Here is a 20,824-nt window from a genome sequence, read left to right on the forward strand (position 1 = left end):
CAAGCTCCCTCGCCACAGAGGTCGGGCCGCGACATTTCTGTGCAACGGCCGCAAACCATTTCCCTGCATCGCCCGATTTTGGTGCTGTACTGCCTCAGGCAACCGAAGAAAGCGCCAGTGCTGCTGGATGGCATAAGTCTTGCGCGCTTTCCCATACGCTCAAGGCTCGCAGGAGGCACGCCGTGTCGATTCATGTCGCATTGCACCACGTCACGCATTACCGCTATGACCGCGCTGTCGAGCTCGGCCCGCAGATTGTTCGCCTGCGTCCCGCTGCCCACAGCCGCACGCGGATTCTGTCCTATGCGCTGAAAGTCTCCCCCGAACAGCACTTCATCAACTGGCAGCAGGACCCTCAGGGCAATTACCTGGCGCGGCTGGTGTTCCCGGAAAAAACCGAAGAATTGCGAATCGAAGTCGATCTGCTGGCCGAAATGGCGATCTTCAATCCGTTCGACTTCTTCCTCGAACCCTACGCGGAAAAAATCCCCTTCACCTATGCCGCGGATGAGCGCAAGGAGCTGGCGCCGTACCTGGAAACCCTGCCCCTGACGCCGAAGTTCAAGGCCTACCTGGACGGCATCGACCGCACTCCGTTGCCTGCCGTGGACTTTCTCGTCGCGCTCAACCAGCGCCTGAGCGAAGACATCGACTACCTGATCCGCATGGAACCCGGCGTACAAACACCTGAGCACACTCTCGACCAGGCCTCCGGTTCGTGCCGCGACTCCGCGTGGTTGCTGGTGCAATTGCTGCGCAACCTGGGGCTGGCGGCGCGTTTTGTGTCGGGTTACCTCATCCAGCTGACCGCCGACGTCAAAAGTCTCGACGGGCCGTCCGGCACCGAAGTGGATTTCACCGACCTGCACGCCTGGTGCGAGGTGTACTTGCCCGGTGCTGGCTGGATCGGCCTGGATGCGACTTCCGGGCTGTTTGCCGGTGAAGGACATATTCCGTTGGCCTGTAGTCCCGATCCGTCCTCAGCGGCGCCGATCAGTGGCCTGGTGGAACCCTGCGAGTGCGAATTCAGCCACGAAATGTCCGTGGAGCGAATTTGGGAGGCACCACGGGTCACCAAGCCCTACACCGACGACCAGTGGCTGGCGATCCAGGCCCTGGGCCGGCAGATCGATGCCGACCTGCTGGAGGGTGATGTACGCCTGACCATGGGCGGCGAGCCGACCTTTGTGTCCATCGATGACCCGGATGGCGCCGAATGGAATATCGCGGCATTGGGGCCGGATAAACGACGGTTGTCCTCCGAACTGTTCCAACGCATGCGTAAACACTACGCGCCCCAGGGGCTGGTGCATTTCGGGCAGGGCAAGTGGTACCCCGGCGAGCAACTGCCGCGCTGGTCGCTCAATTGCTACTGGCGCCGTGACGGCGTGCCGATCTGGCACAACAGCGCGCTGATCGCCGACGAGCAGGAAGACTACGGCGCGGATGGCGCACTGGCCGGGCGTTTTCTGGCGAGTGTCGCCGAACGCCTGAAAATTCCGACACGCTTTGTGTTTGCGGCCTACGAAGACAATTTCTATTACCTCTGGCGCGAAGGGATGCTGCCGCAAAACGTCAGCGCCGAAGACTCGCGCCTGGAAGAACCTCTGGAGCGTGCGCGCCTGCGCAAAGTATTCAGCCAAGGCCTGGACAAGGTGATTGGCCAGGTCCTTCCATTGGCGCGCACTGCCAAGAGCGATCAATGGCAGAGCGGCCGCTGGTATTTGCGCGACGAGCACTGCCGACTGGTGCCGGGGGACTCGCCGCTGGGCTATCGCTTGCCGCTGGGTTCGCAACCCTGGGTGAAAGCGGCGGAATATCCGTTCATTCATCCGCAAGACCCGAATCAAGACTTCCCGCCGCTGCCCGACACCACGCAACTGCAAAGCCAAAGCGAAGCTGCCGAGGTGCAGGAACGCGCACCGAAGATCGACGAGTCCGCCGACTGGCTGACCCGTACCGCCTTCTGCGCCGAGGCGCGGGCGGGTCGGTTGTACCTGTTCATGCCGCCGCTGGAACGGGTCGAGGACTATCTCGAACTGGTCGCTGCCATCGAAGCCACCGCCGAAGAGCTGATGTGCCCGGTGTTGCTGGAAGGCTACGAGCCGCCGAGCGATCCACGCCTGAGCAATTTCCGCATCACCCCGGATCCGGGGGTGATCGAGGTCAACGTGCAGCCGTCCGCGACCTGGGATGAGTTGGTCGAGCGCACAGAATTCCTCTACGAAGAAGCGCGCCAGACCCGGCTGACCACCGAGAAATTCATGATCGACGGCCGACACACCGGCACGGGCGGCGGTAACCACTTCGTGCTGGGTGGCGCGACGCCGGGGGACTCGCCGTTTTTGCGTCGCCCGGATCTGCTGCGCAGCCTGATCAGCTACTGGCACAACCATCCGTCGCTGTCCTACCTGTTTTCCGGATTGTTCATCGGCCCGACGTCCCAGGCGCCCCGTGTCGACGAAGCGCGCAACGATGCCTTGTACGAGTTGGAAATTGCCTTCGCACAGATGCCTGAACCGGGTGAGGAATGTCCGCCATGGCGGGTGGATCGACTGCTGCGTAATCTGCTGATCGATGTGACCGGCAATACCCACCGCGCCGAGTTCTGCATCGACAAACTCTATTCGCCGGACGGTGCCACCGGACGCCTCGGATTGCTGGAGCTGCGTGCGTTCGAGATGCCGCCCCATGCCCGCATGAGCCTGGCGCAACAACTGTTGCTGCGAGCGCTGGTCGCGCGGTTCTGGCGCGAGCCCTATGCGCCGCCGAAACTGGCGCGCTGGGGCACGGAGCTGCACGATCGCTTCCTGTTGCCGCACTTTATCGAGCAAGACTTCGCCGATGTCATCGTCGACCTCAACGCCGCCGGTTATCCGGTGCGGGCCGAATGGTTCGCCGCGCATCTGGAGTTCCGTTTTCCCAAGGTTGGCGACTACGCCGTCAGTGGCATTGCGCTGGAGTTGCGCCAGGCGCTCGAGCCCTGGCACGTGTTGGGCGAAGAGGGCGCCATGGGCGGTACGGTGCGTTACGTGGATTCGTCGCTGGAGCGTTTGCAGGTCAAGCTCAGCGGCTTGCCGCCCCAGCGTTATCTGCTGACCTGCAACGGCGTGCCGGTGCCATTGCAGCCCACCGGGCGTGTAGGCGAATTCGTCGCCGGCGTGCGTTTTCGCGCCTGGCAACCGGCGAACTGCCTGCAGCCCACCATCCCGGTCCACGCGCCCCTGGTGTTCGACTTGCTCGATACCTGGATGCAACGTTCGTTGGGCGGCTGCCAGTACCACGTCGCCCACCCGGGCGGGCGCAATTACGACAGCTTGCCGGTCAACGCCAACGAGGCCGAGAGCCGGCGGATGGCGCGTTTCTTCCGCGTCGGACACACACCAGGGAAACTTCCTGTGCCCAATCTGGACATTAACGACGAGCTGCCGATGACACTCGATTTGCGACGTTTCTAAACCGTACGCGACGCTCGGATTTTTCGTATATCCGGGCGTCACGAGCCTGCGTTAGTCTGACCGTTCATTGCTGTCTGCCGAGCTTTCCATGCCTGACCTGCTAGACCGCTACCCGCTGACGGCGGGCACCTATCACGAACTGCTCGACGACAGTGGCGCCGTGCGCCCGCACTGGTGCCGGCTGTTCGAGCAGTTGCAACGTAGCACGCCGGCGCAGCTGGTGCAGCGTCAGGCCCTGCTGACCCGGCAGATTCAGGAAAACGGCGTTACCTATAACGTCTATGCCGATCCCAAGGGCGCGGACCGGCCGTGGGAGCTGGACCTGCTGCCCCATGTCATCGCGGCTGATGAGTGGCAACAGTTGTCGGCGGGCATCGCTCAGCGGGCGCGCTTGCTCAATGCCGTGCTGGCTGACCTTTACGGTCCGCAACGGCTGATTGCCGAAGGTCTGCTGCCCGCCGAGCTGGTGTTCGGTCACAACAACTTCCTTTGGCCCTGCCAGGGTATCAGCCCGCCCGACGGGGCCTTTCTGCATCTGTATGCCGTGGATCTGGCGCGCACACCCGATGGCCGCTGGTGGGTGACGGCGGATCGTACCCAGGCGCCTTCGGGAGCCGGGTATGCGCTGGAAAACCGCACGATTGTGTCCCGGGCCTTTCCCGAGTTGTACCGCGATTTGAAAGTGCAGCACCTGGCCGGGTTCTTCCGCACCTTGCAGGAAACCCTTGCCCGTCAGGCCCCGAGTGACGGGGACGCGCCGTTGGTGGTACTGCTGACACCGGGGCGTTTCAACGAAAGCTATTTTGAACATTTGTATCTGGCTCGCCAGCTCGGTTATCCACTGGTGGAGGGCGGCGACCTGACGGTGCGCGACGCCACGGTCTACTTGAAAACACTGAGTGGCCTGCGTCGGGTTCACGCGATCATGCGTCGGCTTGATGACGATTTCTGCGACCCGCTGGAACTGCGTACCGACTCAGCCCTCGGCGTGCCGGGCCTGCTGGAAGCCGTGCGGCAGGGGCGGGTGCTGGTGGCCAACGCCCTCGGCAGCGGAGTGCTGGAGTCGCCCGGTTTGTTGGGCTTCCTGCCGAAGATCAATCAATTCCTGTTTGGCGAAGAACTGGTCCTGCCGTCCATCGCCACCTGGTGGTGTGGCGAAGCGCCGGTTCTGGCCCAGGCCCTGGAGAAACTGCCGGAACTGCTGATCAAGCCGGCGTTTCCGTCCCAGAGCTTTGCTCCGGTATTTGGCCGGGATTTGAGTGAAAAACAGCGCCAGGAACTCGCCGAGCGCATGCAGGCTCGGCCCTACGCCTATGTGGCGCAAGAACTCGCGCAGTTGTCCCAAGCGCCGATCTGGCAAGCCGAAGACGGTCAATTGCAACCCCGCGCCATCGGCATGCGCGTGTATGCGGTGGCCAGTCGCGTGGGATATCGGGTATTGCCCGGTGGCTTGACCCGGGTCGCCGCCCAAGCCGATGCCGAAGTGGTGTCGATGCAGCGCGGCGGCGCCAGCAAGGACACCTGGGTGTTGGGCGAACGTGCGCCCAGCGGCGAACAATGGAAGGCCCAGCGCAACATCGGCGTTCACGATCTGGTGCGGCGCGATCCGTACCTGCCGTCGCGAGTCGTGGAAAACCTGTTCTGGTTCGGTCGTTACTGCGAGCGTTGTGACGACAGTGCCCGTTTGCTGCGCATCATGCTGGCGCGCTATGTCGACGGCGACGACCCGCAAGCCCTGCAGGCCGCTGTAGACCTCGGCGAACGGCTGATATTGCTGCCCGAGGAGGGCGAGTTGCAGGAGCGCCTGTTGGCGGCGTTGCTCGGTGATGACTGGCCGTTCAGCCTGCGTTCCAACCTTCAGCGCTTGCAGTGGGCTGCTTCGCAGGTGCGCGGCAAGCTCTCGCGGGAAAACTGGCAGGCGCTGGTGGAGTTGCAGCGCGAAGCCATGGAGCTGGAAACCGAAGAGCCGGATTTCGGCGAGCTGCTGGATTTCCTCAACCGTCTGGTGATGTCCCTGGCGGCGCTGTCCGGCTTTGCACTGGACGACATGACCCGGGACGAAGGCTGGCGTTTCCTGATGATTGGCCGACGGATCGAGCGCCTGCAATTTCTCAGCGGCAGCCTGGCGGCCTTCCTTCGGGGCGCCGGGGCTTTTGACCAGGCCGGGCTGGAATGGCTGCTGGAACTGGGCAACAGCAGCATCACCTACCGTTCTCGATACCTGGCGGTGGCACAGTTGATCCCGGTGCTCGACCTGCTTTTGCTCGACGAGCAGAACCCTCATGCCGTGTTGTTCCAGTTGAAACTGGTGACCCGCACCCTCAAGCGTCTCAACGATGACTTTGGCGTGCCGCGTGAAGCCGCGTTGCCACAATTGGTCGAGCGTCTGGCGCGATTCGATCTGGGCTGCCTGGAAAACCCGCTGTTCGGCGACGCCAGTGTTCGCGCCGCCATCGAGGGGCTGGCCGCGCTGCTGCAAGAGATCGCCGACGCCAGCGGGCAGGTTTCCGATCGCCTGGCGCTGCGGCATTTCGCCCATGTCGATGATGTCAGCCAACGCACGGTGTCCGTCTGATGAGTGCTCATTACCAGATTTTCCACGACACCCATTACCACTACGACAGCCCGGTGTCCCTGGCCCAGCAACTGGCGCATTTGTGGCCGCGGCCTTGTGCCTGGCAGCGCTGCACCGACCGGCAATTGCAGATCAGCCCCGAGCCGACCTCGCGTCGGGATGAACTGGATGTGTTCGGTAATCCGCTGACCCGGCTGGCGTTCGAGCGTCCTCATGATGAATTGCTGGTCAACGCCAGCCTGACCATTGAAGTGCTGCCCCGGCCTGCGTTGGACTTCAATCGGTCACCCGCGTGGGAACAGACCCGTAGCGCGCTGACCTACAGCAGCCAGCCGCTGTCGCCCGAGCTACTCGAAGCCTGCCGATACCGGTTTGAATCGCCGTATGTGCATTTGAAGAAAAACTTCGTCGAGTTCTCGCAAAGCTGTTTTCCGCCCGGTCGAGCGTTATTGCTCGGCGTGCAGGCGCTGATGGAGAAAATCTTCAGCGAGTTCACCTTCGATGCCGAGGCGACCCAGGTGGCGACGCCGCTGGTGGAGGTGCTGGAGCGTCGGCGCGGGGTCTGTCAGGACTTTGCCCACCTGATGCTCGCTTGCGTACGTTCCAGAGGGTTGGCGGCGCGCTACATCAGCGGCTACTTGCTGACTCAGCCACCCCCGGGCCAGCCTCGGCTTATCGGCGCCGATGCGTCCCACGCCTGGGTCTCGGTGTTTTGTCCGGTGCTGGGGTGGGTGGATTTCGATCCGACCAACAATGTGCAACCGGCACTGGAGCACATCACCCTGGCCTGGGGCCGGGATTTTTCCGATGTGTCGCCGTTGCGGGGGGTGATTCTGGGTGGGGGCAACCATGATCCGGAAGTGCGTGTGACCGTGATGCCACTGGATTAACGCAGGTCAAAATGTGGGAGCGGGCTTGCTCGCGAAAGCAATTTCATATTCAACAAGGATGTTGCCTGACACTGCGCTTTCGCGAGCAAGCCCGCTCCCACAGGGGATGTGCAGTGGTTTCTGGAAAGGGGTATTTCAGACTGGCCTGTGAGGGTCGACAGCAAAGCTGCCAACCCTGGACACAGATCCGGTGGGCCTGATCAGGTTATCGGGCCCGGAGGTTCTCAGGCGTCAGGCGCCGAGTCTTTCGGTGCGTCAACATCGTCTTCTGCCGCCACTTCACCCTCAGGGTGCAGTGCCGCTTCTTCAGCTGTAGCTTTCTTGCGCTGAAGCTTTTCCTCTTTCTTCTGCTCCTTGGCCAAGTCTCTCTGACGTTTGGCGAAGGAATAATTAGGTTTAGCCATGGGCGATCCTCTGGGGTCGAAGGTGAGGTTGAGCGGCGCATATTCTGCCCTGTATCGGTGCCGAGCCGTTAGCTGGGTTTTTGCTCGGCCCATTTTGGCGCTACGGACGGTTGCCAGGCATCCAGAGCATCGAGCAGGGTTTGCGGCGATTCGCTCACTTGCAGCATGTCACGGTGCTGCCCGCGAACGAAGCCTTCGCCGACGATGTGATCAAGAAAAGACGTCAATTTGCTGTAGAAACCGTTCACTTCCAGCAAACCCAGCGGTTTTCCGTGGTAGCCGAGCTGGCCCCAGGTCCAGACTTCGAACAGTTCTTCGAGGGTGCCAAGGCCACCGGGCAGCGCGATAAAGGCATCGCTTAGCTCGGCCATCCGGGCCTTGCGCGCGTGCATGCCATCGACGACTTCCAGGCGAGTCAGGCCGCTGTGGCCGATTTCCTTGTCCTTGAGGCTTTGCGGGATGATGCCGATCACTTCACCACCGGCCGCCAGGGCCGCATCGGCGACGATGCCCATCAGGCCCACGGCGCCACCGCCATACACCAGGGTCAGCTTGCGCTCGGCCAACGCCCGGCCAAGGGCCACGGCTGCTTCGCGGTAAGCCGGGTTGGTGCCGGTGCTGGCACCACAAAATACACAAACGGATGTTAAAGACATGCCTTGCTCCATGGTCGATCAGGGCCACAGAGTAAAGGCAGGCGCACGGCACTCCAAGGGCTAGACTTGTTGTTCCGAAGTTTCGTACGTACCGCTGGCGCCGCAGGCATAGGCGGCGAGCAAACTGCACAACAGACTGTTGATTGACATGACAGACGTTCCATTTGAAGGGGGACGGTCTGATGATAGGCCCGGGCCAGACGCTTGGCCGGTAGATATTTCGCATCGGTGTCATAGCGCGAAAGTTGTATACAATTTTTGATTCAAGTCATATGAACTTGCGAGGTTTTCAGGCAGTCTTCTGTTTATTCGCGATTTCGTTAACCCTGCCTTGGAGATTCACCATGTTTGCCAAACTTGTTGCGGTATCCCTGTTGACACTGGCTAGCAGCCAATTGATGGCTGCAGAGTGCAAAGTCACTGTCGACTCCACCGACCAGATGTCTTTCGACACGAAGGCCATTGAAATCGACAAGAGCTGCAAGACGTTTACCGTGGAACTCAAGCACTCCGGCAGCTTGCCGAAGAACGTCATGGGCCATAACTGGGTGCTGAGTAAAGAAGCCGACATGCAGCCGATCGCCACCGACGGCCTGAGCGCCGGCATCGACAAGAACTACCTGAAGGAAGGCGACGCCCGCGTGATTGCCCACACCAAGGTCATCGGCGCTGGCGAGACAGACTCGGTGACCTTCGATGTGTCCAAGCTGGATGCGGCTCAAAAGTACGGTTTCTTCTGCTCGTTCCCGGGCCACATCTCGATGATGAAAGGTACGGTTACCCTGAAGTAATCGAATCGCAGTCATAAAAAAAGCGTCCTTAGTGGACGCTTTTTTTGCACTTGTAGGAGCTGCCGCAGGCTGCGATCTTTTGATCTTGAACATCAAAAGATCGCAGCCTCGTTTTACTCGACAGCTCCTACACGCTCCTGCGCGCAGGCGTTACGGCGCAAACGGCATCACCCGCTTGTGATGGGTCTTGTTGTACGTATCAACAATGATCTTGAACGCCTCTTCACGCACCGGTTCGCCGTGCAGGAAGGCGTCGATCTCGGTGTAGGTCACGCCGTGGGAGGCTTCGTCCGGTTTGCCCGGCGACAGGTCTTCAAGGTCGGCGGTCGGGACTTTCTCCACTAGCGACTCCGGCGCGCCGAAGCTGCGGGCGATGGCGCGGACCTGGTTTTTCACCAGGCCACTCAGTGGCGCCAGATCGCAGGCGCCGTCACCGAACTTGGTGAAGAAACCCATCACCGCTTCCGCCGCGTGATCGGTGCCGATCACCAGGCCATGGGCCGCGCCGGCGATGGTGTACTGGGCGACCATGCGCATGCGCGCCTTGGTGTTGCCGAGCACGAAGTCCACCGACACCGCATGTTTGCCTTCGAAGGCCGCCACTTCATTGGCCAGGGATTTAACCGCCGCGCCGATGTTCACGGTGTGGCGCTCGTCCGGCTTGATGAAATCCACCGAAGCCTGGGCGTCGTGCTCATCGAACTGGGTTTCGTAGGGCAGGCGCACGGCGATGAACTTGTAGGCGGCATCACCGCTGCGCTGGCGCAGTTCACGGACGGCCCTTTGGGCCAGCAGGCCAGCGGTCAGGGAGTCGACACCACCACTGATGCCCAGTACCAGGGTCTTGAGCCCGGAGTTGACCAGGCAGTCCTGAATGAAGGTCACCCGCCGGGCGACTTCGGCCTCAAGGGCGGCTTCGTCGGCGAATGGCGGCTGGACCTTGAGCTGTTCAGCAATCTCACGCTGTACGGCTTGCATGAATTCACTCCTTGCTTGATGTACTTGAAAGGGTGGCAGGAACCTGGAAAACGTGTCGCAAGTAAGCGACGAAATTCGGGTCTTTGCAGTGCGTCTTGCCTGGCTCGTCGGAGATCTTCGCCACCGGCTGGCCGTTGCAGGCGGCCATTTTAAGCACGATGCTCATCGGTTCGACACCCGCAATATCACAGGTCAGGTTGGTGCCGATGCCGAAGCTGACATTGATCCGACCGCGCAGCGCCCGGAATATTTCCAGGCACTTGGGCAATGTCAGGCTGTCGGAGAAGGTCAGCGTCTTGCTCATCGGGTCGATGCCGAGCTTGTGATAGTGGGCGATGGCTTTTTCCGCCCAGACCACCGGATCGCCTGAATCGTGGCGCAAACCGTCGAAAAGCTTGGCGAAAAACAGATCGAAATCGCCGAGGAAGGCATCCATGGTGATGCAGTCGGTCAGGGCAATCCCCAGCAGGCCACGGTATTCGCGGACCCAGCAATCGAGGGCGGCGATCTGGCTGTCGATCAGCCGCGGGCCGAGTTGTTGGTGCGCCATGATCCATTCGTGGGCCATGGTGCCCAAGGGTTTCATGTCCAGTTCCCGGGACAGGTGCACATTGCTGGTGCCGACGAAGCGTCCGGGGAAATCGTGCTTGAGCACGTTCACCACTTCTTCCTGCACCCGATACGAGAAGCGACGGCGGGTGCCGAAATCGGCCACCTGCAATTCCGACAATTCATCACTGCTGGCGTTGGCACTCAGCCAGTCGAACTTGCGGTAGAGCTGCTCGCGGGCCTGCTCCAGCACGACTTCGCGGTAGCGATAGCGGTTGCGCACCTCGCTGACCAGGGCCAGCAGCGGCACTTCGAACAGGATCACATGCAGCCAGGGGCCACGCAGGCGGATAAACAGCTCACCGTTTTCGATGCCGGTGTGGATGTAGCGCAGGTTGAAGCGAAACAAACCGAGAAAACGCAGGAAGTCCGGCTTCAGGAAGCTGATGCGCTCCAGAAAGCTCAATTGGTCGGCGCTCAGGCTCAGTTCGGACAGGCGCTCGATCTGGAAGCGGATTTCCGCCAGATACGGGCGCAAGTCCTCGCCGTTACGGCACCGAAACTCCCATTCGACTTCGACGTTCGGATAGTTGTGCAGCACCGCCTGCATCATCGTCAGTTTGTAGAAGTCGGTGTCGAGCAGGTTCTGCACGATGCGATCGGCAAACACACTCTCGCTCATAACGGGAATCTCCAGCGTTGCAGCGGTATTGATCGGTGGCGCTAGTGGCGCATATCAGCGGCAGGGATTGCCAGCAATTTTTTAGACCGCAGCAGATCCCTGCAGGTGTGAGCTTTTGTGGCGAGGGGGCTTGCCCCCGTTCGGCTGCGCAGCAGTCGCAATAGCTCCAGCTACGAAGTTGCAAATTTTGGGGCTGCTGCGCAACCCAACGGGGGCAAGCCCCCTCGCCACAGGGAAAGTGCAAGACGTTAGTGCTGCACCACATCCGGGCTATCAATCTGCTCCAGCATCCACTTCACAAAGTCCCGCACCTTGGGCACTTCCGCCGAGTGCTCCGGGTATGCAAGGTAATAGGCGTCGGTGCTGGGCATTGCATGCTGCCAGGGAATGACCAGCTTGCCGTCAGCCAGTTCTTCCTCCACCAGAAAACGCGGCAACAACGCTACGCCGCAACCGACCTGGGCGGCGCGGATGCACATATAAAAGGTTTCGAAGCGCGGGCCGTGGTAGCTGTGCTCGGTGTGGTAGCCCTGATGGTCGAACCAGTCATGCCAGGCCTGGGGGCGGGAAGCGTTTTGCAGCAGGACCAGGTCCGTCAGTTGCGTCGGATCGGTAAACGGTGTGTCCGGCAGGCTGCCCGGGGCGCACACCGGCACCAGCTCTTCGCCGAACAGCTTCAGGCATTCGGAACCCGGCCGCGAACCCTGGCCGAAATAGAACGCCAGGTCGCTGCGACCTTGCAGCAAGTCGTCGGCTTCCTGTTCGCTGCACAGGTCCAGGTGGATCGACGGATGCCGCAGGCGCCAGCCTTTCAGGCGCGGCACCAGCCAGCGTGCGCCGAAGGTCGGCGGTGTCGAGACGCGCAGGACTTCAGTCTCGCCGCCGTAGGAACGCAGGTAATGGGTCGACATCTCGACCTGCGTGAGGATTTTTCGCACCTCAACAAGGTACAGGTCGCCAGCCGGCGTCATCTGCAGACGTCGGCGCACCCGGCGAAACAGCAGGTGCTGCAACAGCTCTTCGAGTTGTGCGACCTGTTTGCTCACGGCGCTCTGGGTCAGGTTCAACTCTTCGGCGGCCCGGGTGAAGCTCAAATGCCGGGTGACGGCCTCGAAGCACTGCAACGCAGCGATCGATGGCAAGTAGCGTTTATTCAGCATGGGCGGTCCTTGGTTCTTGTCTCTTTATTGCCAGCAATGCACAGCATGAATAAACGGAATGATATCTCTCTTAATGGTCGTTTGTTGAGTAACCTCCGGGCAGCTAAAACTACAGGTCTGATCAGCCGTGAATTTCCGGCTGCACGTGTTCTGTCTTTTGCTTGAGGAGTGACCCATGGTTGCCGCATTGCTTGATCGTCTAGGTGTGAACCCGGCCCTGTACCAGAACGGCAAAGTGCCGGTGCATTCGCCGATCGATGGCAGCACGATTGCCGCCGTGAACTGGGAGGGCGCTGCTGAAGTCGAGCAGCACATCAGTCGCGCAGATCATGCGTTCGAACTGTGGCGCAAGGTCCCGGCGCCGCGCCGTGGCGAGCTGGTACGGCAACTGGGTGACATCCTGCGCGAATACAAGGCCGACCTCGGCGAGCTGGTGTCCTGGGAAGCCGGCAAGATCACCCAGGAAGGCCTGGGTGAAGTTCAGGAAATGATCGACATCTGCGACTTCGCCGTCGGCCTGTCACGCCAGTTGTACGGTTTGACCATCGCCTCCGAGCGTCCTGGCCACCACATGCGCGAAACCTGGCATCCGCTGGGCGTTGTCGGGGTGATCAGTGCATTCAACTTCCCGGTCGCAGTATGGGCCTGGAACGCCACGCTGGCGCTGGTCTGCGGCAACCCGGTGATCTGGAAACCGTCGGAAAAGACCCCGCTGACCGCACTGGCTTGCCAGGCGCTGTTCGATCGCGTGCTGAAGAACTTCAGCGATGCCCCACCGTACCTGAGCCAAGTGATCATTGGCGGTCGCGATGCCGGCGAAGCCCTGGTCGATGATCCGCGTGTCGCGCTGGTCAGCGCCACCGGCAGCACCCGCATGGGCCGTGAAGTGGCACCGAAAATCGCCGCACGTTTCGCCCGCAGCATCCTGGAACTGGGCGGCAACAACGCAATGATCCTCGGTCCAAGCGCCGACCTGGACATGGCCGTTCGCGCGATCCTGTTCAGCGCCGTCGGCACCGCCGGTCAGCGCTGCACCACCCTGCGTCGCCTGATCGCCCATGAGTCGGTGAAAGAGGAAATCGTCACCCGCCTGAAAGCGGCGTACTCGAAAGTGCGTATCGGCCATCCGCTGGAAGGAAACCTGATCGGCCCGCTGATCGACAAGCAAAGTTTCGACAACATGCAGGATGCGCTGGAGCAGGCCTTGAGCGAAGGCGGCCGGGTGTTTGGCGGTGAGCGTCAGCTGCAAGACAAGTTCCCGAATGCCTACTACGTTTCACCGGCCATCGTCGAAATGCCCGAGCAGAGCGATGTGGTGTGCCACGAAACCTTCGCCCCGATCCTGTACGTGGTCGGTTACAGCGACTTCCAGGAAGCCCTGCGCCTGAACAACGCCGTGCCACAAGGCCTGTCCTCGTGCATCTTCACCACCGACGTGCGTGAAGCCGAGCAGTTCATGTCGGCGGTGGGCAGTGACTGCGGCATCGCCAACGTCAACATCGGCCCGAGCGGCGCGGAAATCGGCGGCGCGTTCGGTGGCGAGAAAGAAACCGGCGGCGGTCGTGAGTCCGGCTCCGATGCATGGCGCGGCTACATGCGCCGCCAGACCAACACCGTGAACTACTCGCTGGAGTTGCCGTTGGCGCAGGGCATCACCTTCGATTAAGTATTGATTGTGAAGCTGGAAAGATCGCAGCCTTCGGCAGCTCCTACGGGACTGTGGCTGGCTGCGATTTTGTAGGAGCTGCCGCAGGCTGCGATCTTTTGGCGGCGACAACGAGGTGGGTTAGGTTTCTGTTGGAGTCTGGCAATGCCGTTACGCGAAGAGTGTCTGTGGGAAAAACTGACGCCGCAAAGGCCGGACAATTCGCCCCTCAAGGGTGAGGTTTCGGTAGATGTCTGCGTCATCGGCGCCGGATTTACCGGTTTGTCGGCGGCGGTGCATCTGCTGGAGCAGGGCAAGTCCGTTTGTGTGCTGGAGGCCCATCGTGCCGGCCATGGTGGTTCGGGGCGCAACGTCGGGCTGGTCAATGCCGGGATGTGGATTCCCCCGGACGAGATCGAAGCCGGGTTTGGCGAGGCGGTCGGCAGCCAGCTCAACCGCATGCTGGGGGCGGCGCCTTCCCTGGTGTTCAGCCTTGTGGACAAGTACAACATCGATTGCCAGTTGCGCCGCGAAGGCACGCTGCACATGGCGCACAACGCCCGTGGCGAAGCCGACTTGCGCAGTCGTGAAGAACAATGGAAACGACGCGGTGCGCCGGTGGAATTGCTCACCGGCCACGCCTGCGAACAAGCCACCGGCACGAAAAAGATCGCCGCCGCGCTGCTCGATCGCCGCGCCGGCACGCTCAACCCGATGGCCTACACCACGGGGCTGGCCAAGGCGGCCATCGGCCTGGGCGGTCAATTATTCGATCATTCCCCGGTCACCCGACTCGAGCGTCAGGGCCAACGCTGGTCTGTGCAAACCGCCCAAGGCTCGGTCATGGCCGAGAAAGTGGTGATTGCCTCCAATGCCTACACCGAGGGCGACTGGACGGAACTGCGGCGCAATTTCTTCCCCGGTTATTACTATCAGGTGGCCTCGGCCCCGCTGACCGAAGAGGCCGCCCGGCAAATTCTGCCCGGAGGACAGGGTTCCTGGGACACCCGACAGGTGCTCAGCAGTATCCGTCGAGACAAGGACGGTCGCCTGCTGCTTGGCAGCCTGGGTAATGGCAATCAGAAACCGGCCTGGTTCCTCAAGGCCTGGGCCGACCGGGTGCAGCAACATTACTTCCCTTACCTGAAACCGGTGGAATGGGAGTGCACCTGGACCGGTTGCATCGCTTTTACCCCCGATCATTTGATGCGCCTGTTCGAACCGGCGCCCGGTTTAGTGGCAGTCACCGGTTACAACGGCCGGGGCGTGACCACGGGAACAGTGGTCGGCAAGGCCTTTGCCGATTACCTGTGTAACGGAAATCCTCAAGCGCTTCCGATTCCTTTCGCGCCCATGCAGCCATTGGCCGGGGTAGGGTTGCGCAGCTGTCTGTATGAGGCGGGATTCTCGCTGTATCACGCAGGCCAGTGCCTGCGGATCGTGATCTGAAGGTTGTTTTTTGCAGTGGGGAGCGGCGCTTTTTCGATCTGCGGCTAGCCTGTAGTGGTGCGGGTTGTAGCAGTCTCGCACCAGCAGTGTGCACTTCGGTGACGCACGTTGTTACAGGCTGGTTGCACGTCGTTTAAAGCCGCGGTTGCAATGATGGCGCAGTCGGGTTGCGCCTCAAAAAAATAATGGTACTACCTTCAGCGGTTTAGACGGTTGCACGCCCAATGAAAATGGGATCGAAACAGTCGAAATAACAAGAAAGCAGCGACTTTTTTCAGAATAAAAAACCGATGGCACGGCCCTTGCTCTGAGCATTCAGTGAAGTCGCAGTGCCAATTAAAAAAACCATGGAGCACCACCTCATGTCCCAGACGTTTTACAAGAAAGGTTTTCTGGCCCTCGCAGTGGCAACTGCGCTGGGTGTTTCTGCGTTTGCTCAGGCTGACATCAAGATCGGCGTAGCGGGACCCATGACTGGCGCCAACGCGGCATTTGGCGAACAGTACATGAAGGGTGCACAGGCCGCGGCCGATGCGGTCAACGCGGCGGGCGGGGTCAACGGGGAAAAAATCGTACTGGTCAAGGGCGATGACGCCTGCGAACCGAAACAGGCTGTGACGGTCGCCAAAGACCTGACCAACCAGAAAGTCGCCGGCGTGGTCGGTCACTTCTGCTCCTCGTCGACCATCCCGGCCTCCGAGATCTACGACGAAGCGGGCATCATCGCAATCACTCCAGGCTCCACCAACCCCGCCGTTACCGAACGCGGCCTGAGCGCCATGTTCCGTATGTGCGGGCGTGACGACCAGCAAGGCATCGTGGCCGGCGACTACATCGTCGACGTGCTCAAGGGCAAGAAAGTGGTCGTGCTGCACGACAAGGACACCTACGGCCAGGGCCTGGCGGATGCCACCAAGGCTCAGTTGGTCAAGCGCGGCGTAACGCCTGTGCTGTATGAAGGCCTGACCCGTGGCGAGAAAGATTTCAGCACCATCGTGACCAAGATTCGCGGCGCCGGCGCTGACGTCGTCTACTTCGGTGGCCTGCACCCGGAAGCCGGTCCTCTGGTGCGTCAACTGCGTGAGCAGGGTCTGAAAGACGTCAAGTTCATGTCCGACGACGGCATCGTGACCGACGAACTGGTGACCACCGCTGGCGGTCCGCAATTCGTTGACGGGGTGCTGATGACCTTTGGCGCCGACCCACGCCTGCTGCCAGACAGCAAGACCGTGGTAGATGCCTTCCGCAAGGCCGGTACCGAGCCTGAAGGCTACACCCTGTACGCCTACGCTTCGGTCCAGGCCCTGGCAGCAGCCTTCAACGGCGCCAAGTCCAACAAGGGCGAAGAAGCGGCTGCATGGCTGAAGAAGAACCCGGTCAAGACCGTCATGGGCGAGAAGACCTGGGACAGCAAGGGCGACCTGAAAATCTCCGACTACGTGGTTTACCAGTGGGACAAGGATGGCAAATACCACCAGCTGGAAAAACAGAAGTAAGGGCTGACTCGATCAACTGACCCACAGTTCTCCTGTGGGAGCGAGCTTGCTCCGGGCGGCGTTCCGACGATGACGGACTGACAGGCAACACATTCGTTGAATGTTAAACCGCAATCGCGAGCAGGCTCACTCCTACAGGGGGGTGTGTCGACTGATCGTGGCTGACATTGCTCCGACGTAAATCTGTATTTTCCTTAGAAGAACCGCACAGCCACATGTGCAGGTTCTCATTGCGTGAGATTGCGTTATGGATGGTATTTTCCTGCAGCAACTGGTCAACGGCCTGACCCTCGGGTCGGTCTATGGCCTGATCGCCATCGGCTACACAATGGTCTATGGCATCATCGGCATGATCAACTTCGCCCACGGCGAGGTTTACATGATTTCCGCTTACCTCGCGGCAATCAGTCTGGCTCTGCTGGCTTACTTCGGTATCGAATCTTTCCCGCTGCTGATGCTTGGCACACTGATCTTCACCATCGTCGTCACGGCGGTGTATGGCTGGGTCATCGAGCGCGTCGCCTATAAACCCCTGCGTAACTCTACCCGACTCGCACCGCTGATCAGTGCGATCGGTATCTCCCTGATCCTGCAAAACTACGCACAGATCTCCCAGGGCGCGAAGCAACAAGGCGTTCCGACTCTGCTCTCGGGTGCCTGGCGCGTTGATATCGGTACCGGTTTCGTTCAGTTGACCTACACCAAGGTCTTCATTCTGGTCGCAGCGTTCGTCGGGATGGCCGCGCTGACCTACATCATCAAGTACACCAAGCTCGGCCGCATGTGCCGTGCAACCCAGCAAGACCGCAAGATGGCTTCGATCCTGGGGATCAACACCGATCGGGTGATTTCCTACGTGTTCATCATTGGTGCAGCGATGGCGGCCCTGGCCGGTGTGCTGATCACCATGAACTACGGCACATTCGACTTCTATGCCGGCTTCATCATCGGGATCAAGGCGTTCACCGCCGCGGTGCTCGGCGGGATTGGCTCACTGCCCGGCGCGATGCTCGGCGGGATCATTCTCGGGATTTCCGAGTCGCTGTTTTCCGGTCTGGTGAACTCGGACTACAAAGACGTTTTCAGCTTCTCGCTGCTGGTCCTCGTTCTGGTCTTTCGGCCTCAAGGCCTGCTCGGCCGTCCTCTTGTGTCGAAGGTGTAAGCGATGTCTTCAACCACTAAAAAAACCATTGATATCAAAAAAAGTCTGGTTGACGCGATTCTTGCCGGCCTCATTGCCCTGATTGTGTTCGGGCCGATTGTCGGCGTCGTTCTCGATGGCTATGGCTTCAACCTGGAAACCACCCGGGTGGCGTGGATCGTGGCGATCGTCATGGCCGGCCGCTTTGCCCTGAGCATGTTCCTGCAGACATCCAAGGGCCTGAAAATCCTCGAAGGCTTTGAAACGACAGGCTCCGGGGTGCATGTGCTCGCGCCGGACTACAAGTCGCGGTTGCGCTGGATCATCCCGCTGATGATCGTCATCGCCGTGGTGCTGCCGTTTTTCTCCAACTCCTACCTGCTGGGCGTGGTCATCCTCGGGCTGATCTACGTGCTGCTGGGGCTGGGGCTGAACATCGTGGTCGGCCTGGCCGGCCTGCTCGACCTCGGTTATGTGGCGTTCTACGCCATCGGTGCCTACGGCCTGGCGCTCGGTTATCAATACCTTGGTTTGGGTTTCTGGACGGTGTTGCCGCTGGCGGCGATTACCGCGGGGTTGGCAGGCTGCATTCTCGGCTTCCCGGTGCTGCGCCTGCACGGTGACTATCTGGCGATCGTGACCCTGGGCTTCGGCGAAATCATTCGCCTGATCCTCAACAACTGGTTGTCGCTGACTGGCGGCCCGAACGGCATGCCGGCACCGCTGCCGACCTTCTTCGGCCTGGAATTCGGCAAGCGGGCCAAGGATGGCGGCGTGCCGTTCCATGAGTTCTTTGGCATCGCCTACAACCCGGACGTGAAGTACTACTTCATCTACGCGGTGCTGTTCCTGGTGGTGCTGGCCGTGCTGTACATCAAGCATCGCCTGACCCGCATGCCGGTCGGCCGCGCCTGGGAAGCCCTGCGCGAAGACGAAATCGCCTGCCGCTCCATGGGCCTGAACCACGTGCTGGTCAAGCTCTCGGCGTTCACCATTGGTGCCTCGACGGCCGGTCTGGCCGGGGTGTTCTTCGCCACCTACCAGGGCTTCGTCAACCCGACCTCGTTCACCTTCTTCGAATCGGCCCTGATCCTCGCCATCGTGGTACTGGGTGGCATGGGGTCGACCATAGGCGTGGTGATTGCCGCCTTCGTGCTGACCGTCGCCCCTGAGCTGCTGCGTGGCTTTGCCGAGTACCGAGTGCTGCTGTTCGGCATCCTGATGGTGTTGATGATGATCTGGCGACCGCGCGGCCTGATTCGGATCAGCCGTACCGGTGTGACCCCGCGTAAAGGAGTAGCGCCATGAGCGAAGTCGTACTCAGTGTAGAAAAGCTGATGATGCACTTCGGCGGCATCAAGGCGTTGAGCGATGTCAGCCTGAAAGTGCACCGCAACTCGATCTTCGCCCTGATCGGCCCAAACGGCGCCGGCAAGACCACGGTGTTCAACTGCCTGACCGGTTTCTACAAAGCTTCCGGCGGCAAGATCGAACTCAACATTCGTGGGCAACAGACCAACGTCATCAAGTTGCTGGGCGAGCCGTTCAAACCAACGGATTTCGTTTCGCCGAAATCCTTCGCCAGTCGGCTGTTCTACAAGGCATTCGGCGGCACCCACCTGGTGAACCGTGCTGGCCTGGCGCGGACCTTCCAGAACATTCGCCTGTTCAAGGAAATGTCCGTTCTGGAAAACCTGCTGGTGGCCCAGCACATGTGGGTCAACCGCAACATGCTGGCCGGCATCCTCAACACCAAGGGCTATCGCAAGGCCGAAAGCGATGCACTGGACCACGCGTTCTACTGGCTGGAAGTGGTGGACCTGGTGGACTGTGCCAACCGCCTGGCCGGTGAACTGTCCTACGGCCAGCAGCGCCGCCTGGAAATCGCCCGTGCCATGTGCACCCGACCGCAGATCATCTGCCTCGACGAACCGGCCGCCGGCCTCAACCCTCAGGAAACCGAAGCGCTGAGCGCGATGATCCGGCTGCTGCGCGACGAGCATGATCTGACGGTGGTGCTGATCGAACACGACATGGGCATGGTAATGAGTATCTCCGATCATATCGTGGTGCTGGACCACGGCATCGTCATCGCCGAGGGCGGACCCGATGCGATTCGTAACGATCCGAAAGTGATTGCGGCCTACCTGGGCGCCGATGAAGAGGAAGTGGTGCTATGAGCCAACCCATCCTCGAACTCAAGGAACTAGACGTGTTCTACGGGCCGATCCAGGCCCTTAAAGGCGTCTCGCTGCACATCAACGAAGGGGAAACCGTCAGCCTGATCGGCTCCAACGGCGCCGGCAAGTCGACTCTGCTGATGTCGATCTTCGGCCAGCCACGGGCAGCCGACGGGCAGATCCTCTATCAGGGCGTGGACATTACCCACAAGTCGTCCCACTACATCGCCTCCAACGGCATCGCGCAGTCGCCGGAAGGGCGGCGGGTGTTCCCCGACATGACCGTCGAGGAAAACCTGCTGATGGGCACCATCCCTATCGGTGACAAGTATGCCAAGGAGGACATGCAGCGCATGTTCGAGCTGTTCCCCAGGCTCGAAGAGCGGCGTACCCAGCGGGCGATGACCATGTCCGGCGGCGAGCAGCAAATGCTCGCCATCGCCCGGGCCCTGATGAGCCGGCCCAAGTTGTTGCTGCTCGATGAGCCGAGCCTGGGCCTGGCGCCGATCGTGGTGAAGCAGATCTTTGCAACGCTACGGGAACTGGCCAAGACCGGTATGACCATCTTCCTGGTGGAGCAGAACGCCAACCACGCCCTGCGGTTGTCGGACCGGGCGTATGTGATGGTCAACGGCGAAATCCGCATGACCGGCACCGGCAAGGAGTTGTTGGTCAACGAGGATGTGCGTAACGCCTATCTCGGCGGGCATTGATCCTCAGCGTTAAAAAACGCCCTGCCGCTCTCAGTGTCAGGGCGTTTTTTATGCCCG

The 20,824-nt window shown here is 60.8% G+C and carries 16 protein-coding genes; 11 read left to right on the top strand and 5 right to left on the bottom strand.

The window, feature by feature from the left end; translation table 11 throughout:
* Positions 1 to 182: 182 nt before the first annotated feature.
* From ACM6IT_RS15410 to ACM6IT_RS15420, 3 genes are all read left to right on the top strand, one after another.
* The gene (locus ACM6IT_RS15410) at positions 183 to 3,458 is read left to right on the top strand and encodes a DUF2126 domain-containing protein (protein WP_414918275.1); all 3,276 of its coding nucleotides are present in this window, start codon (positions 183 to 185) and stop codon (positions 3,456 to 3,458) included.
* 88 nt (positions 3,459 to 3,546) lie between these two features.
* On the top strand, positions 3,547 to 6,033 hold the full coding sequence (locus ACM6IT_RS15415) for a circularly permuted type 2 ATP-grasp protein (protein ID WP_414918276.1): 2,487 nt from the start codon (positions 3,547 to 3,549) through the stop codon (positions 6,031 to 6,033).
* On the top strand, positions 6,033 to 6,923 hold the full coding sequence (locus tag ACM6IT_RS15420; protein WP_223541723.1) for a transglutaminase family protein: 891 nt from the start codon (positions 6,033 to 6,035) through the stop codon (positions 6,921 to 6,923). The genes ACM6IT_RS15415 and ACM6IT_RS15420 overlap by 1 nt, the downstream gene beginning before the upstream one ends.
* A gap of 224 nt (positions 6,924 to 7,147) precedes the next feature.
* Here the strand turns inward: ACM6IT_RS15420 and ACM6IT_RS15425 are convergent, their stop codons facing one another.
* Positions 7,148 to 7,327: a hypothetical protein gene (locus ACM6IT_RS15425; protein ID WP_414918277.1), complete on the bottom strand. Its 180-nt coding sequence runs from the start codon at positions 7,325 to 7,327 to the stop codon at positions 7,148 to 7,150.
* Positions 7,328 to 7,395: 68 nt separating this feature from the next.
* On the bottom strand, positions 7,396 to 7,983 hold the full coding sequence (locus ACM6IT_RS15430; RefSeq protein WP_414914231.1) for a TIGR00730 family Rossman fold protein: 588 nt from the start codon (positions 7,981 to 7,983) through the stop codon (positions 7,396 to 7,398).
* Positions 7,984 to 8,327: 344 nt separating this feature from the next.
* Here ACM6IT_RS15430 and azu point away from each other — a divergent pair, with 344 nt between their 5' ends.
* Positions 8,328 to 8,774 carry an azurin gene (azu, locus tag ACM6IT_RS15435; protein ID WP_056725433.1) on the top strand — a complete coding sequence of 149 codons (447 nt, stop codon included), beginning with the start codon at positions 8,328 to 8,330 and terminating at the stop codon, positions 8,772 to 8,774.
* A gap of 150 nt (positions 8,775 to 8,924) precedes the next feature.
* Here azu and nadE read toward each other — a convergent pair whose 3' ends face one another.
* The 3 genes from nadE to ACM6IT_RS15450 form a co-directional block, all read right to left on the bottom strand.
* Entirely contained in the window at positions 8,925 to 9,752 is an 828-nt protein-coding gene (gene nadE, locus ACM6IT_RS15440) for an ammonia-dependent NAD(+) synthetase (protein WP_056725430.1), read from the bottom strand.
* Between the two features lie 4 nt (positions 9,753 to 9,756).
* On the bottom strand, positions 9,757 to 10,983 hold the full coding sequence (gene pncB / locus ACM6IT_RS15445) for a nicotinate phosphoribosyltransferase (protein WP_414914232.1): 1,227 nt from the start codon (positions 10,981 to 10,983) through the stop codon (positions 9,757 to 9,759).
* Between the two features lie 248 nt (positions 10,984 to 11,231).
* Positions 11,232 to 12,143, bottom strand: a complete 912-nt coding sequence (locus ACM6IT_RS15450; RefSeq protein ID WP_414918278.1) for a LysR family transcriptional regulator — start codon at positions 12,141 to 12,143, stop codon at positions 11,232 to 11,234.
* Positions 12,144 to 12,318: 175 nt separating this feature from the next.
* Here ACM6IT_RS15450 and ACM6IT_RS15455 point away from each other — a divergent pair, with 175 nt between their 5' ends.
* The 7 genes from ACM6IT_RS15455 (at position 12,319) to ACM6IT_RS15485 (ending at position 20,767) form a co-directional block, all read left to right on the top strand.
* Positions 12,319 to 13,809 (top strand): aldehyde dehydrogenase family protein, encoded by a 1,491-nt coding sequence (locus ACM6IT_RS15455; protein WP_056725425.1) that lies wholly within the window; start codon positions 12,319 to 12,321, stop codon positions 13,807 to 13,809.
* Between the two features lie 144 nt (positions 13,810 to 13,953).
* Complete coding sequence (locus tag ACM6IT_RS15460) at positions 13,954 to 15,237, top strand: NAD(P)/FAD-dependent oxidoreductase (RefSeq protein ID WP_414918279.1); 1,284 nt, start codon at positions 13,954 to 13,956, stop codon at positions 15,235 to 15,237.
* Between the two features lie 362 nt (positions 15,238 to 15,599).
* Positions 15,600 to 16,733, top strand: a complete 1,134-nt coding sequence (locus tag ACM6IT_RS15465; RefSeq protein WP_056725421.1) for an ABC transporter substrate-binding protein — start codon at positions 15,600 to 15,602, stop codon at positions 16,731 to 16,733.
* Between the two features lie 247 nt (positions 16,734 to 16,980).
* Entirely contained in the window at positions 16,981 to 17,895 is a 915-nt protein-coding gene (locus ACM6IT_RS15470) for an ABC transporter permease subunit (protein ID WP_008048116.1), read from the top strand.
* A 3-nt stretch (positions 17,896 to 17,898) separates the two neighbouring features.
* A complete protein-coding gene (livM, locus tag ACM6IT_RS15475; protein WP_056725420.1) occupies positions 17,899 to 19,182 on the top strand; it encodes a high-affinity branched-chain amino acid ABC transporter permease LivM in 1,284 nt (427 codons plus the stop codon).
* Entirely contained in the window at positions 19,179 to 20,054 is an 876-nt protein-coding gene (locus tag ACM6IT_RS15480) for an ATP-binding cassette domain-containing protein (protein ID WP_056725418.1), read from the top strand. Before livM ends, ACM6IT_RS15480 begins: the two co-directional genes overlap by 4 nt.
* Positions 20,051 to 20,767 (top strand): ABC transporter ATP-binding protein, encoded by a 717-nt coding sequence (locus ACM6IT_RS15485; RefSeq protein ID WP_056725416.1) that lies wholly within the window; start codon positions 20,051 to 20,053, stop codon positions 20,765 to 20,767. Before ACM6IT_RS15480 ends, ACM6IT_RS15485 begins: the two co-directional genes overlap by 4 nt.
* Positions 20,768 to 20,824 lie beyond the last annotated feature (57 nt).

This window comes from Pseudomonas sp. IT-P4 (assembly GCF_949767755.1).
Taxonomy (GTDB): Bacteria; Pseudomonadota; Gammaproteobacteria; order Pseudomonadales; family Pseudomonadaceae; genus Aquipseudomonas; species Aquipseudomonas monachiensis.